This is a genomic window from Rathayibacter sp. KR2-224 (assembly GCF_049446075.1).
Lineage (GTDB): Bacteria > Actinomycetota > Actinomycetes > Actinomycetales > Microbacteriaceae > Humibacter.
Genome location: NZ_JBMSEB010000001.1, coordinates 1,575,707 through 1,588,331, shown reverse-complemented (window position 1 = coordinate 1,588,331; position 12,625 = coordinate 1,575,707). Strand labels below are relative to the sequence as shown.

Here is a 12,625-nt window from a genome sequence, read left to right as displayed (position 1 = left end):
ATGGCGAACATCAAGAAGGGCGACCTGGTACAGGTCATCTCGGGCGCGACCCAGGCCCGCGGCGGAGACCGCGGCAAGCAGGGACGCGTCATCGAGGTGCTCGTCGAGCAGAACCGTGTCGTCGTCGAGGGCGTGAACTACGTCACCAAGCACGTCAAGGTCGGGCAGACCCAGCGCGGATCCAAGACCGGTGGCATCGAGACGCACGAGGCGCCGATCCACGTGTCGAACGTGGCGCTCGTCGACCCCGAGACCAAGAAGCCGACCCGCGTGGGTTTCCGCGAGGAGAAGGTGACGAAGAACGGCGTGACCAAGACCGTTCGCGTCCGCTACGCCAAGAAGTCAGGTAAGGACCTGTAATGACCGACACCGCAACTGCCGCGCCGGCTGGCAAGATCCAGCCGCGCCTCAAGCAGAAGTACAAGAACGAGATCGCCGCGCAGCTCAAGGAGCAGTTCGGTTACGGCAACGTTCACGAGGTCCCTGGCCTCGTGAAGGTCGTCGTCAACACGGGTGTCGGCGACGCCGCCCGCGACGGCAAGATCATCGACGGCGCCATCGCCGACCTCACCAAGATCACCGGTCAGAAGCCGCAGGTCACCAAGGCACGCAAGTCCATCGCGCAGTTCAAGCTGCGTGAGGGCCAGCCGATCGGCGCACACGTCACGCTGCGCGGCGACCGCGCCTGGGAGTTCCTCGACCGCCTGCTCGCGCTGGCGCTGCCGCGCATCCGCGACTTCCGCGGCCTGTCTGACCGCCAGTTCGACGGCCACGGCAACTACACGTTCGGCGTGCAGGAGCAGGCGATCTTCCACGAGATCGACCAGGACAAGATCGACCGGGTTCGCGGATTCGACATCACCGTCGTGACGACCGCGAAGACGGATGACGAGGGCCGCGCGCTGCTCAAGTCGCTCGGCTTCCCGTTCAAGTCGAACGACTGAGACCCAACCCACCCGCTGCCGACCGGCAGCGGGACCACCGCAGGTCGGTTCCCTTGTAAAGGGCCCCGAAACCTGGTGAACGAAGGAAACAACCCATGACCATGACAGATCCGGTCGCAGACATGCTGACCAGACTGCGCAACGCGAACTCGGCGTACCACGATTCGGTGTCGATGCCGAGCTCGAAGCTGAAGACCAACATCGCCGACATCCTGAAGAACGAGGGCTACATCTCGGACTGGAAGATCAGCGAGGCCCGCGTCGGCGAGACCCTCACGCTGAGCCTGAAGTTCGGCCCGAACCGCGAGCGTTCCATCGCGGGCATCAAGCGCGTCTCCAAGCCGGGACTGCGCGTGTACGCGAAGTCGACGGAGCTGCCTCGCGTGCTCGGCGGCCTCGGCGTCGCCATCCTGTCCACCTCCTCCGGTCTGCTCACCGACCGCGAGGCCGAGAAGAAGGGCGTCGGCGGGGAAGTCCTCGCCTACGTGTGGTAGCAAGATGTCCCGAATCGGAAGACTCCCCATCGACATCCCGGCAGGCGTCGACGTCAAGGTCGCTGGCCAGGATGTGACCGTCAAAGGCCCGAAGGGCGAACTGTCGCTCACCGTGGCGCAGCCCATTCAGGTGAAGCTCGAGGAGAACCAGGTTCTCGTCACGCGTCCGGACGACGAGCGCAACTCGCGTTCGCTGCACGGCCTCACGCGCACTCTGATCAACAACCAGATCATCGGCGTCACCGAGGGTTACACCAAGGGCCTCGAGATCGTCGGCACGGGTTACCGCGTCGCGCAGAAGGGCTCGTCCGTCGAGTTCGCGCTCGGCTTCTCCCACCCGGTCACGGTTGAGCCGCCTGCCGGCATCACGCTGACCGTCGAGGGCAACAACAAGATCACGGTGTCCGGCATCGACAAGCAGGCCGTCGGCGAGACGGCGGCGAACATCCGCAAGATCAAGAAGCCGGAACCGTACAAGGGCAAGGGCATCCGCTACGCAGGCGAGGTCGTCCGCCGCAAGGCCGGAAAGGCTGGTAAGTAAGCATGAGCGTCAAGAGCAAGTCAGCGGCACGCGACCGCCGGCACGCACGACTTCGCAAGAAGGTCGTCGGTACCGATACGCGTCCGCGCCTGGTCGTGACCCGCTCCGCGCGGCACGTCTTCGTGCAGGTGGTCGACGACTCCAAGGGCCACACCCTTGCGTCGGCATCCACCCTCGAGGCGGATCTGCGGACGTTCGACGGTGACAAGACCGCCAAGGCCCGCAAGGTCGGCGAACTGGTCGCCGAGCGCGCGAAGCAGGCGGGCATCGCCGAGGTCGTCTTCGACCGCGGTGGCAACAAGTACGCGGGCCGCGTCGCGGCCATCGCAGAAGGAGCCCGGGAAGGTGGGCTGAGCCTGTGAGCGACGCAGAGAACAAGAAGGAGCAGGACGTGGCCGAGCAGACGACTGCGGAGCAGGCGACTACGGACAAGCCCGTTGAGACTGCAGCAGGCACGGACACCACGAGCCGTGACGCGCGTGACAACCGCCGCGGCGGCCGTGACCGCAACCAGAGCCGTGACCGCGGCAGCCGCGACGCAGACAAGAGCCAGTTCCTCGAGCGCGTCGTGACCATCAACCGCGTCTCGAAGGTGGTCAAGGGCGGTCGTCGCTTCAGCTTCACCGCGCTTGTCGTGGTCGGTGACGGCAACGGTCTCGTCGGCGTCGGATACGGCAAGGCCCGTGAGGTGCCGCTGGCGATCTCGAAGGGTGTCGAGGAGGCGAAGAAGAACTTCTTCCGCGTCCCGCGCGTCGGCAACACCATCCCGCACCCGGTGCAGGGTGAGGCCGCCGCCGGTGTGGTGCTGCTTCGTCCGGCCGCAGCCGGTACCGGTGTTATCGCCGGTGGCCCGGTGCGTGCCGTGCTGGAGTGTGCAGGCATCCACGACGTTCTGAGCAAGTCGCTCGGTTCGTCGAACACCATCAACATCGTGCACGCGACCGTGACGGCGCTTCAGCAGCTCGAAGAGCCTCGCGCCGTCGCCGCCCGCCGTGGGCTCGACTTCGACGAGGTCGCCCCCGCGCGCCTGCTGCGTGCAGAGGCACAGGCGGCTGAGGCCGCACGGACCGCAAAGGCTGGTGCGTAATGGCGCAGCTCAAAGTGACCCAGATCAAGTCCAAAGTCAGTGAGAAGCAGAACCAGCGCGACACGCTGCGCAGCCTGGGGCTGAAGCGCATCGGGGACGTCGTCGTTCGCGAGGACACCCCGCAGAACCGGGGCTACGTGAAGACCGTCGCTCACCTGGTGAAGGTTGAGGAGATCGACTAATGGCCACACAGAAGAAGTCGGACGACTCCGACAAGGTGACCACGGCAAAAGCTGAGGCCGGCACGGCCGAAGCGTCGAGCACGGCGGCGAAAGCCGGCGCTGCGAAGAAGGCGAGCACAGCGGCCAAGGGCGAGAAGAGCTCAGACGCCAAGCCCAAGAAGGCGGAGACCTCAGCCGCCAAGGCCGACGACGCGAAGGCCGCGAAGGCCCCAGCGAAGAAGCCCGCCGCGAAGAAGGACGCTGACGTGGTCGCACGCCCGCAGGTTCTCAAGGTGCACCACCTCCGCCCGGCCGCCGGCGCGAAGAAGGACCGCACCCGCGTCGGACGCGGTGAGGGCTCGAAGGGCAAGACGGCCGGTCGAGGCACCAAGGGTACGAAGGCTCGTTACCAGGTGCGTCCCGGATTCCAGGGCGGTCAGCTGCCGTTCCACATGCGGTCCCCGAAGCTGCGCGGGTTCAAGAACCCGTTCCGCGTCGAGTACCAGGTGGTCAACCTGGAGAAGCTGGCCGAGCTCTACCCGGCGGGCGGCGACGTCACCGTGAGCGACCTGGTCGCCAAGGGTGCCGTTCGCAAGAACGAAAAGGTGAAGGTTCTCGGCGATGGAGACATCGCCGTGAAGCTGAACGTCGCGGTCGACAAGGTCTCCGGCTCCGCCGAGCAGAAGATCCTCGCCGCGGGGGGCTCCGTCAAGTAGCCTCCTCGTCGGCGGCAATCCACGGATGCGATGCATCCGGATTCACCCCGTAAAGTAGTCGGGTCGGGTGGCCGCACAGGCCCCCGGCCCGATTCCTTTGGGTTCTGCCACCAGCCGGTCGACTCCGACTGCTGCCAGGGCCTTGTACCGGAAAGCAGGACCTCACTTGTTCAACGCCATCGGGCGGATTCTCCGCACCCCTGACCTCCGCAAGAAGATCGCCTTCTCGCTGGGGATCATCGCGCTGTTCCGTCTTGGCTCGTTCATCCCGGCACCGTTCGTCGACTTCAGCAACGTTCAGGCGTGTCTGTCGGCCAACCAGGGCACCACGGGCCTCTACGAGTTGGTGAACCTGTTCAGCGGCGGTGCGCTGCTGAAGCTCTCCATCTTCGCGCTCGGCATCATGCCGTACATCACGGCGTCGATCATCGTGCAGCTGCTGCGCGTGGTCATCCCGCACTTCGAGGCGCTCTACAAGGAGGGCCAGGCCGGGCAGTCGAAGCTCACGCAGTACACGCGCTACCTCACGATCGCGCTGGGCGTGCTGCAGTCGACGACCCTCATCACCGTGGCGCGCAGCGGCGCCCTGTTCGGCTCCAACAGCACGTCGCAGTGCTCGCAGCTGATCACGGATGACTCGTGGTACGCCGTTCTGCTGATGGTCGTCACGATGACCGCGGGCACCGGCCTCATCATGTGGATGGGCGAGCTGGTGACCGAGAAGGGCATCGGCAACGGAATGTCGCTGCTCATCTTCACCTCGATCGCCGCGCAGTTCCCCGCCTCGTTGTGGGCCGTGGAGCAGACGCAGAGCTTCGAGGTCTTCCTCATCGTGATCGTGATCGGCCTGTTCATCGTGGCGGCCGTGGTCTTCGTCGAGCAGTCGCAGCGGCGCATCCCCGTGCAGTACGCGAAACGCATGGTCGGGCGGCGCACCTACGGCGGCAACAACACCTACATCCCGATCAAGGTCAACATGGCCGGTGTCATCCCGGTGATCTTCGCCTCCAGCCTGCTCTACCTGCCGGCGCTGATCGCCCAGTTCAACCAGCCGGCGCCTGGCAAGGCTCCCGCACCGTGGGTCTCCTGGATCACCGACTACCTGACAAAGGGCGACCACCCGCTCTACATGCTGCTGTACGCGCTCCTCATCATCGGCTTCACATACTTCTACGTGGCCATCACGTTCAACCCGGAAGAGGTCGCCGACAACATGAAGAAGTACGGAGGCTTCATCCCAGGCATCCGTGCCGGGCGGCCGACTGCCGAATACCTCGACTACGTGCTGACGCGCATCACTCTGCCAGGGTCGATCTACCTGGCGATCGTCGCGCTCATCCCGCTGGTGGCCTTCTCGCTGCTCGGCACCAGCCAGAACTTCATGTTCGGTGGCACCTCGATCCTGATCATCGTCGGCGTCGGACTCGAGACGGTCAAGCAGATCGACTCGCAGTTGCAGCAGAGGCATTACGAAGGGTTGCTCCGTTGACCGCGCACGAAGAGTCCAACCGGGAGCGGGGTGCTCGCCTCCTGATCGTCGGCCCGCCCGGCTCGGGCAAGGGCACCCAGGCGACGTACATCGCGGACGCGTTCGGCATCCCCGCCATCTCCACCGGTGACATCTTCCGCTACCACATCACGCACAAGACCGATCTCGGTGTGCGCGTGAAGGAGATCGTGGATGCCGGCGACTACGTTCCAGACGACCTCACCAACGAGCTCGTCGCGCACCGGCTCTCCGAGCCAGACGCCGCGAAGGGGTTCCTGCTCGACGGGTATCCGCGCACGCTCGAGCAGGTGCGGTTCCTCGACGAGCTGCTGGCTTCCGACGGGAAGCTCGAGGCCGTGGTGCGCCTCACGGCGGACCAGGACGAGCTCGTGCGCAGGCTCACGCACCGCGCTCACGAGCAGGGGCGTGCGGATGACACGGAAGAGGCCATCCGTCACCGCCAGAACGTCTACACGCAGCAGACTGCGCCCATCGTCGACGTGTACCGCGAGCGCGGACTCCTTGTCGAGGTCGACGGGATCGGCAGCGTCGACGAGGTAGCCGCGCGCATCCGCGAGGCTCTTGCTGCTCACGGCATCGGCGACGCCGGCGACACCGCAGCGGCCTGAGGCAGGGCCGTGCCAGGCATCCGGCGTTCCATCTACAAATCGCCAGCACAACTGAGGCTCATGCTCGAGCCCGGCCTTGCGACCGCCGACAGTCTCGATGCGGTGCGAGCCGCGGCAAACCCGGGCGTGTCCACGCTGCACCTCGACGGCCTCGCCGAGCGGGCCATCGAAGCCCGCGGCGGCTCGTCCAATTTCAAGCTCGAGCCCGGATACCGGCACACCATCTGCGCATCGGTGAACGATGAGGTCGTGCATGGCATCCCAGGTGACCGCGTTCTGAAGCCGGGCGACATCCTCTCGATCGACTCGGGGGCAATCCTCGACGGGTGGAACGGCGACGCGGCGTTCACGGTCGTGCTCGACGACCCGGAGCGTCCGGATCTCGTCGCCGAGCGCCGTGCGCTCAGCACCGTCACGGAGCAGGCGCTCTGGCACGGCATCGCGACGCTCGCACGGGCATCCCATCTCAACCAGGTGGGGGACGCGATCGAGGAGTACATCCTGTCGCGGGGGGAGTACGGCATCCTCACCGACTACATCGGCCACGGCATCGGGCGGCGCATGCACGAGGCGCCTCCCGTGTTCAACTACAGCGTTCGCCAGAAGGGCCCAGAGGTGCGTCCGGGGCTCGTCGTCGCGATCGAGCCGATGGTCGTCACGGGGTCGCCCGACACGTACGTGCGGGACGACGGCTGGACGGTGGCAACGGAAGACGGCTCGTCTGCCGCGCACTGGGAGCACTCTGTGGCGGTGCACAAGGACGGCATCTGGGTTCTGACCGCACACGACGGCGGGGCCGAGGGCCTGAAGCCGTTCGGCATCACGCCTGTCCGGCCCGCCTAGTACAGCGTCGGCGACCCCGTAGGCTCGAAACCGTGCCTGTGTTCATGATCGACGTGCTGCCGGCCGACGCCCCGAGCCAAGACCTCGATTCCACCGTCCATCGCGTGGAGGCGGGCGTGGCGACGCTCGACGTGCGCGACCTCGGAGCCGCACGCGGCGACGGCGTGTTCGAGACGTTGGGCGTCGTGGCAGGACATCCTCAGGCGCTCGACGCTCATCTGGCGCGTCTGGCGAATTCGGCGGCTCTGCTCGATCTGCCCGCCCCGCACGAGGCGCAGTGGCGGCAGGCGATCACCCTGGCCGCGGCATCCCTTCCCGTCGATCGCCAGGGTGGCATCAAGGTCGTGCTGACGCGCGGCGTCGAGGGCAGCGGCACGCCGACGGGCTGGATCGTCGCCTCACCTGCCGATGGCGACTTCGCGCAGCGGGAGACGGGCATCCGCGTCGTCACGCTCGACCGCGGCTATTCCAGCGACGTCGCGCAGCGCGCTCCCTGGCTTCTGCCCGGTGCCAAGACCCTGTCCTACGCCGTCAACATGGCGGCGCTGCGCGAGGCGCGCAGGCGCGGTGCAGACGATGTCATCTTCCTGAGCTCGGACGGTTACGTCATGGAGGCGCCGACATCGACGGTCATCCTCCGCTTCGGGGACCGCATCGTCACGCCGCGCACCGATATCGGCATCCTGCCAGGAACGAGCCAGTTGAGCGTGTTCGCCTTCGCGGCGGCACGGGGCCTGCGAACCGAGGAGGCCCTGGTCCCTGCGGTCGAGCTCGCCCGAGCGGATGCCTCGTGGCTGGTCTCGAGCGTGCGCCTCGCCGCTCCCATCACCCACATCGACGGTGCGGAGGTGCCTGTCGACATCGAGTTGACCCGCGCCATGAACGCCGCGCTCCTCGCCCGCGAGAACTGACCAGCGGTCCCTGTCCCACCTCTTGCCACCAGCGCTGTCGTGCCCAACCGAACTCCGAGCGCGACGGAATCCGGGCGCCCGCCGAGGCCGCAGCCGGGAATTCTACGACGCGAGCCGGCGTTGCACCAGGCACGACGCGGCATCCGAGTGGCGAACACGCCCGGGATCCCCTAAGATAGATCTTTGGTGTCTTGCACCCGTTTTGCGGTGTGCAGCCGGCGGTGATCCGCTCGGTTCATCCGACACCATCCATCCACCGCACGACCGGCACCGATGTGCCTGAAGCGATAGTGAGGCTATGGCCAAAAAAGACGGCGTAATCGAGATCGAGGGATCTGTCATCGAGGCGCTGCCCAATGCGATGTTCCGTGTTGAGCTCACCAACGGACACAAGGTTCTCGCCCACATCTCGGGCAAGATGCGTCAGCACTACATCCGCATCCTCCCCGAGGACCGCGTGATCGTCGAGCTGAGCCCCTACGACCTCACCCGTGGCCGCATCGTCTACCGCTACAAGTAATCGGTCGCCGGAAAGTAACGGCCCGCGACGGGATGCGCGAAGCATCCATCGGTCGCGGTGCACGAGGACAGCGATAAGGAACAACTCATGAAGGTCAAGCCCTCCGTCAAGACCATGTGCGAGCACTGCCGCGTCATCCGCCGCAACGGTCGCGTCATGGTCATCTGCTCCAGCAACCCGCGTCACAAACAGCGCCAAGGCTGACGCCTCGCCGCTGCGTCGTGACAAGCGAGAGCAGCACAGACTTGCGGATGCCAGTCATCCGCGCACACAACTGAAGACAGCGAAGAACAGCACACCCAAGAACCTCGATCCGGATGCCCCGCATCCCTCGAGGGGACACCTTCGGTTGGAGGCCGAGGCACCGGGCGTGTTCCACACCTCCACCTGACAACAGGAGAAGCCACACATGGCACGTCTGGCAGGCGTCGACATTCCGCGCGAGAAGCGCGTGGAAGTCTCCCTCACCTACATCTACGGAATCGGCCGCACCCGCGCGCTCGAAACGCTCAAGGCCACCGGTATCTCGGGGGACATCCGCGTGAAGGACCTCACCGACGACCAGCTCGTCGCCCTTCGCGACCACATCGAAGGCACCTACAAGGTGGAGGGTGACCTGCGCCGCGAGGTGGCAGCCGACATCCGCCGCAAGGTCGAGATCGGTTCGTACCAGGGGCTGCGCCACCGTCGCGGCCTGCCCGTGCGCGGCCAGCGCACCAAGACCAACGCGCGCACCCGCAAGGGACCGAAGCGCACCGTCGCCGGCAAGAAGAAGGCCCGCTAGGCCTGGGCCAGCGCTTCGAGATCTCAGGAGTAGGAAAACATGGCAGCACCCAAGACGGCCGCACGCAAGCCGCGCAAGAAGGAAAAGAAGAACATCGCAGTGGGCCAGGCCCACATCAAGTCGACGTTCAACAACACGATCGTCTCGATCACCGACACCAACGGCGCCGTCATCAGCTGGGCGTCCTCGGGCGGCGTCGGCTTCAAGGGCTCCCGCAAGTCCACGCCGTTCGCGGCTCAGCTGGCCGCCGAGTCGGCCGCCCGCCAGGCGCAGGAGCACGGCATGAAGAAGGTCGACGTGTTCGTCAAGGGACCGGGCTCCGGTCGTGAGACGGCCATCCGTTCGCTTCAGGCCGCCGGCCTCGAGGTGGGCTCCATCAACGATGTGACGCCGCAGGCGCACAACGGCTGCCGTCCCCCGAAGCGTCGCCGCGTCTGAGGCATCCGAGCACTGCCGGTCGGCGGGTGGGATGCCGCCGCCGACCGGCGCCCTTGGCTCGCCTCGCCTAAGAATCCGCCTTTTCACAACTCAATACCTCGTAGAGCAAGCGTCATATAGCGGACGCTTAGCCGAAAGGAATCAATAGTGCTCATCGCACAGCGCCCCACGCTCACCGAAGAGAACATCTCGGAATTCCGCTCACGGTTCGTCATCGAGCCTCTCGAGCCGGGCTTCGGATACACGCTCGGGAACTCGCTCCGCCGCACGCTGCTGTCGTCCATTCCGGGCGCAGCGGTGACCAGCATCCGCATCGACGGTGTGCTGCACGAGTTCACGACCATCCCGGGCGTAAAGGAGGATGTCACCGAGATCATCCTCAACATCAAGGGTCTGGTCGTCTCGAGCGAGCACGACGAGCCGATCACCGCGTACCTGCGCAAGACCGGCTCTGGTGAGGTCACGGCCGCGGACATCTCCGCCCCGGCCGGCGTGGAGATCCACAACCCCGAGCTCGTCATCGCGACGCTCAACGAGAACGCGCGCTTCGAGGTCGAACTGACCATCGAGCGCGGCCGCGGCTACGTCTCGGCGCAGCAGAACCGCAACGAGTACTCAGAGGCGGGCCAGATCCCGATCGACTCGATCTACTCGCCGGTTCTCAAGGTCACCTACCGCGTGGAGGCCACGCGTGCCGGTGAGCGCACCGACTTCGACCGCCTCGTGGTCGACGTGGAGACCAAGCCGGCCATCAGCCCGAGGGATGCCATCGCCTCGGCGGGACGCACCCTGACGGAGCTCTTCGGCCTGGCCCGCGAGCTCAACACGCAGGCCGAGGGCATCGAGATCGGCCCCGCGCCGGTCGACGCCGTTCTCAGCTCGGAGCTGTCCATGCCGATCGAGGACCTCGAGCTCTCGGTGCGCTCGTACAACTGCCTCAAGCGCGAGGGCATCAACAACGTCAGCGAACTCGTCTCGCTCTCCGAGACGCAGCTCATGAACATCCGTAACTTCGGTCAGAAGTCGGTGGATGAGGTCAAGGACAAGCTGACGGAGATGGGCCTGTCGCTCAAGGACTCGGTTCCCGGGTTCGACGGCACCCACTTCTACAGCGCCGGTGACGACGAATACCGCTGATTCGTCGCCACGCACGCTCATCACATCTCGAATGACAACGGAGAAATACGACAATGCCTAAGCCGACCAAGGGTCCTCGCCTCGGAGGCGGCCCTGCCCACGAGCGACTCCTGCTCGCGAACCTGGCCGCTGCGCTGTTCACGCACAAGCGAATCACGACCACCGAGACCAAGGCCAAGCGCCTGCGTCCGCTCGCCGAACGCCTGGTGACCTTCGCCAAGCGCGGTGACCTGCACGCTCGCCGCCGCGTGCTCGGCGTCATCCACGACAAGGGCGTGGTGTACGAGCTCTTCGACGTGATCGCACCCCAGGTGGCGGACCGCCAGGGCGGATACACGCGCATCACCAAGATCGGCAACCGCAAGGGCGACAACGCGCCCATGGCTGTCATCGAACTGGTGCTCGAGCCCGTGACGCCGAAGCGCAAGACCCCGGCCGCACCGCCCTCGCCTGCCGCGAAGGTAGCCGCCGAAGAGGCCGCGGCCGCCGAGGAGTCCACGAAGGATGCCGAGGCTACCGAGGTCGAGGAGACTCCGGCGAGCGAGCCGGTAGAGGCTGCCGCCGAGACCGAGGCGGCCGATGAGGCGGCTGAGGCCGTCGAGGCGACCGAGACCGACGACGACAACGTCGACGCCGGTGAGTCGGAAGCCAAGTAACACCTAGCGCACGAACGGAACCCCCGAGCATCCATGGATGCCGGGGGTTCCGTCGTCTGGCGGGCACGCCGGGGACCAGTCGAGGCCGACTCAGGCGGATTCGCGCAGGATCAGCCGATGCCGCACCCGCAGCCAGCGTCCCGTCGACGGCTGCTCGGGATCGAGCAGGGAGCGGGCGACCGACATGGCAGCCTCGGCCGCTTCGCTCATGTCGACGCCTAGCGTCGTGAGCTCCGGGATCGTGTACGTGCCGGCCGCCAGGCCGTCGATGCCGACCAGGCGTACGTCCTCGGGCACCCGGATGCCGTTGCGATGCATCGTCTTCATCGCACCGAACGCTGAGTAGTCGTTGAACGCCATGATGGCGTCGGCCCGGCGGACGAGATCGAGGTTCGACGCGGTGGACTCGGCGGCGGAGTTGACGTCGTCTCTGCCCGTCTGCACCAGCGCGACCTCGATGCCGCTGGCCCGCCACTCGTCCGCGATGAGCCTGGCCCGGCCCGTCATCGGTGCGCCAACCTCGGAGCTGTCGAGGACGAGCGGACGCTTGACGCCCCGCGAGAGCAGATGCGCCACCGCTTCGCGAACGCCGGGCGCCAAATCGAACTCGACGCCGCCCCAGTTCGGTCCGCCCTGCTGAAAACCCGCATCGATGCCGATCACGGGTACGCCGGGGAGGATCGGCTCGAGCTCCCGCCTGCTCAGACTCACGTAGCCGAGGAGCGCGTCGATCTGCGGCGCGAGCGCCGTCAGGAGCGCGCGCTGGTCGTCGATGAGGCTGGTGTCAAGGAGTACGACGGACCAGTCCAGACGCGCGGCGCTCGCCACGACGGCCGCTGCCAGTTCTGGGAAGTACGGGTTGGTGAGGTTGTTCACCATGAGGCCGACCGTCTGTTGTCCGCGCTTGACGAGGCCTCTGCCAAAGCGGGATGGTCGATAGCCGAGAGTCCGCGCGGCCTCGAGAACTCGTTCCTTGGTCTGCGCCCGGATTCCAGGCATGTCATTCATGGCCCGGCTCACGGTCTGCCGGGAGACACCGACAGCGGACGCGATGTCGACGATCGTCGCCCTGCGGTTCATCTCCATGGCTGCCGATTGTACGGGGACGGCGACCATCGCCCCCACCGACGCTGCCGTGTCAGCGACACGGCCCATCGCCCCTTCTCGTTTCCTGAAACGACGTGGACGGAGCCACCGGCGCACGCATGCGCTTCGCCGTGAACGACAAGCGTCGATGCCGGCGAATCGCGACAGAAGTCTTGACAGCCCCATATG

At 66.3% G+C, this 12,625-nt stretch carries 19 protein-coding genes; 18 read left to right on the top strand and 1 reads right to left on the bottom strand.

Translation table 11 applies throughout. The annotated features are described in order from the left end of the window. The 18 genes from rplX (at window position 1) to rplQ (ending at window position 11,350) form a co-directional block, all read left to right on the top strand. Entirely contained in the window at window positions 1–360 is a 360-nt protein-coding gene (gene rplX, locus ACO2Q7_RS07255) for a 50S ribosomal protein L24 (protein WP_423354931.1), read from the top strand. After that, on the top strand, window positions 360–944 hold the full coding sequence (gene rplE / locus ACO2Q7_RS07250) for a 50S ribosomal protein L5 (protein ID WP_423354930.1): 585 nt from the start codon (window positions 360–362) through the stop codon (window positions 942–944). Before rplX ends, rplE begins: the two co-directional genes overlap by 1 nt. 95 nt (window positions 945–1,039) lie before the next feature. Further along, window positions 1,040–1,438 (top strand): 30S ribosomal protein S8, encoded by a 399-nt coding sequence (rpsH, locus tag ACO2Q7_RS07245; RefSeq protein ID WP_423354929.1) that lies wholly within the window; start codon window positions 1,040–1,042, stop codon window positions 1,436–1,438. 4 nt (window positions 1,439–1,442) lie between these two features. Then, window positions 1,443–1,979 carry a 50S ribosomal protein L6 gene (gene rplF, locus ACO2Q7_RS07240; protein ID WP_423354928.1) on the top strand — a complete coding sequence of 179 codons (537 nt, stop codon included), beginning with the start codon at window positions 1,443–1,445 and terminating at the stop codon, window positions 1,977–1,979. Between the two features lie 2 nt (window positions 1,980–1,981). Next, window positions 1,982–2,341, top strand: coding sequence for a 50S ribosomal protein L18 (gene rplR, locus ACO2Q7_RS07235; RefSeq protein WP_423354927.1), 360 nt, complete (start codon window positions 1,982–1,984; stop codon window positions 2,339–2,341). Continuing rightward, the gene (gene rpsE, locus ACO2Q7_RS07230) at window positions 2,338–3,066 is read left to right on the top strand and encodes a 30S ribosomal protein S5 (protein WP_423354926.1); all 729 of its coding nucleotides are present in this window, start codon (window positions 2,338–2,340) and stop codon (window positions 3,064–3,066) included. Before rplR ends, rpsE begins: the two co-directional genes overlap by 4 nt. After that, a complete protein-coding gene (gene rpmD / locus ACO2Q7_RS07225) occupies window positions 3,066–3,248 on the top strand; it encodes a 50S ribosomal protein L30 (RefSeq protein ID WP_210416002.1) in 183 nt (60 codons plus the stop codon). The genes rpsE and rpmD overlap by 1 nt, the downstream gene beginning before the upstream one ends. Continuing rightward, a complete protein-coding gene (rplO, locus tag ACO2Q7_RS07220; RefSeq protein ID WP_423354925.1) occupies window positions 3,248–3,943 on the top strand; it encodes a 50S ribosomal protein L15 in 696 nt (231 codons plus the stop codon). The genes rpmD and rplO overlap by 1 nt, the downstream gene beginning before the upstream one ends. A 166-nt stretch (window positions 3,944–4,109) precedes the next feature. Further along, window positions 4,110–5,432, top strand: coding sequence for a preprotein translocase subunit SecY (secY, locus tag ACO2Q7_RS07215; protein ID WP_423354924.1), 1,323 nt, complete (start codon window positions 4,110–4,112; stop codon window positions 5,430–5,432). Continuing rightward, entirely contained in the window at window positions 5,429–6,061 is a 633-nt protein-coding gene (locus ACO2Q7_RS07210) for an adenylate kinase (RefSeq protein ID WP_423354923.1), read from the top strand. The genes secY and ACO2Q7_RS07210 overlap by 4 nt, the downstream gene beginning before the upstream one ends. Before the next feature lie 9 nt (window positions 6,062–6,070). Continuing rightward, entirely contained in the window at window positions 6,071–6,904 is an 834-nt protein-coding gene (map, locus tag ACO2Q7_RS07205; protein WP_423354922.1) for a type I methionyl aminopeptidase, read from the top strand. Window positions 6,905–6,936: 32 nt separating this feature from the next. Next, entirely contained in the window at window positions 6,937–7,815 is an 879-nt protein-coding gene (locus tag ACO2Q7_RS07200) for an aminodeoxychorismate lyase (RefSeq protein WP_423354921.1), read from the top strand. A 298-nt stretch (window positions 7,816–8,113) separates the two neighbouring features. After that, window positions 8,114–8,335, top strand: a complete 222-nt coding sequence (infA, locus tag ACO2Q7_RS07195; protein WP_011186713.1) for a translation initiation factor IF-1 — start codon at window positions 8,114–8,116, stop codon at window positions 8,333–8,335. 87 nt (window positions 8,336–8,422) lie between these two features. Beyond that, window positions 8,423–8,539, top strand: a complete 117-nt coding sequence (gene rpmJ / locus ACO2Q7_RS07190; RefSeq protein WP_423354920.1) for a 50S ribosomal protein L36 — start codon at window positions 8,423–8,425, stop codon at window positions 8,537–8,539. 205 nt (window positions 8,540–8,744) lie between these two features. Next, window positions 8,745–9,119, top strand: coding sequence for a 30S ribosomal protein S13 (gene rpsM, locus ACO2Q7_RS07185; protein WP_423354919.1), 375 nt, complete (start codon window positions 8,745–8,747; stop codon window positions 9,117–9,119). Window positions 9,120–9,158: 39 nt separating this feature from the next. Further along, entirely contained in the window at window positions 9,159–9,557 is a 399-nt protein-coding gene (gene rpsK, locus ACO2Q7_RS07180; protein ID WP_170024924.1) for a 30S ribosomal protein S11, read from the top strand. Window positions 9,558–9,704: 147 nt separating this feature from the next. Next, a complete protein-coding gene (locus tag ACO2Q7_RS07175) occupies window positions 9,705–10,694 on the top strand; it encodes a DNA-directed RNA polymerase subunit alpha (RefSeq protein WP_423354918.1) in 990 nt (329 codons plus the stop codon). A gap of 53 nt (window positions 10,695–10,747) precedes the next feature. Beyond that, window positions 10,748–11,350, top strand: coding sequence for a 50S ribosomal protein L17 (gene rplQ, locus ACO2Q7_RS07170; protein ID WP_423354917.1), 603 nt, complete (start codon window positions 10,748–10,750; stop codon window positions 11,348–11,350). Between the two features lie 90 nt (window positions 11,351–11,440). On the opposite strand, the gene ACO2Q7_RS07165 is transcribed toward rplQ, so the two are convergent. Next, a complete protein-coding gene (locus tag ACO2Q7_RS07165) occupies window positions 11,441–12,505 on the bottom strand; it encodes a LacI family DNA-binding transcriptional regulator (RefSeq protein WP_423354916.1) in 1,065 nt (354 codons plus the stop codon). Window positions 12,506–12,625 lie beyond the last annotated feature (120 nt).

What these genes read in the sequence shown, in the direction of transcription:
- rplX (WP_423354931.1), top strand. Translation starts at nt 1, where the DNA reads ATGGCGAACATCAAGAAGGGCGACCTGGTACAGGTCATCTCGGGCGCG.
- rplE (WP_423354930.1), top strand. Translation starts at nt 360, where the DNA reads ATGACCGACACCGCAACTGCCGCGCCGGCTGGCAAGATCCAGCCGCGC.
- rpsH (WP_423354929.1), top strand. Translation starts at nt 1,040, where the DNA reads ATGACCATGACAGATCCGGTCGCAGACATGCTGACCAGACTGCGCAAC.
- rplF (WP_423354928.1), top strand. Translation starts at nt 1,443, where the DNA reads ATGTCCCGAATCGGAAGACTCCCCATCGACATCCCGGCAGGCGTCGAC.
- rplR (WP_423354927.1), top strand. Translation starts at nt 1,982, where the DNA reads ATGAGCGTCAAGAGCAAGTCAGCGGCACGCGACCGCCGGCACGCACGA.
- rpmD (WP_210416002.1), top strand. Translation starts at nt 3,066, where the DNA reads ATGGCGCAGCTCAAAGTGACCCAGATCAAGTCCAAAGTCAGTGAGAAG.
- rplO (WP_423354925.1), top strand. Translation starts at nt 3,248, where the DNA reads ATGGCCACACAGAAGAAGTCGGACGACTCCGACAAGGTGACCACGGCA.
- infA (WP_011186713.1), top strand. Translation starts at nt 8,114, where the DNA reads ATGGCCAAAAAAGACGGCGTAATCGAGATCGAGGGATCTGTCATCGAG.
- rpmJ (WP_423354920.1), top strand. Translation starts at nt 8,423, where the DNA reads ATGAAGGTCAAGCCCTCCGTCAAGACCATGTGCGAGCACTGCCGCGTC.
- rpsM (WP_423354919.1), top strand. Translation starts at nt 8,745, where the DNA reads ATGGCACGTCTGGCAGGCGTCGACATTCCGCGCGAGAAGCGCGTGGAA.
- rpsK (WP_170024924.1), top strand. Translation starts at nt 9,159, where the DNA reads ATGGCAGCACCCAAGACGGCCGCACGCAAGCCGCGCAAGAAGGAAAAG.
- rplQ (WP_423354917.1), top strand. Translation starts at nt 10,748, where the DNA reads ATGCCTAAGCCGACCAAGGGTCCTCGCCTCGGAGGCGGCCCTGCCCAC.
- ACO2Q7_RS07165 (WP_423354916.1), bottom strand. Translation starts at nt 12,505, where the DNA reads ATGGGCCGTGTCGCTGACACGGCAGCGTCGGTGGGGGCGATGGTCGCC.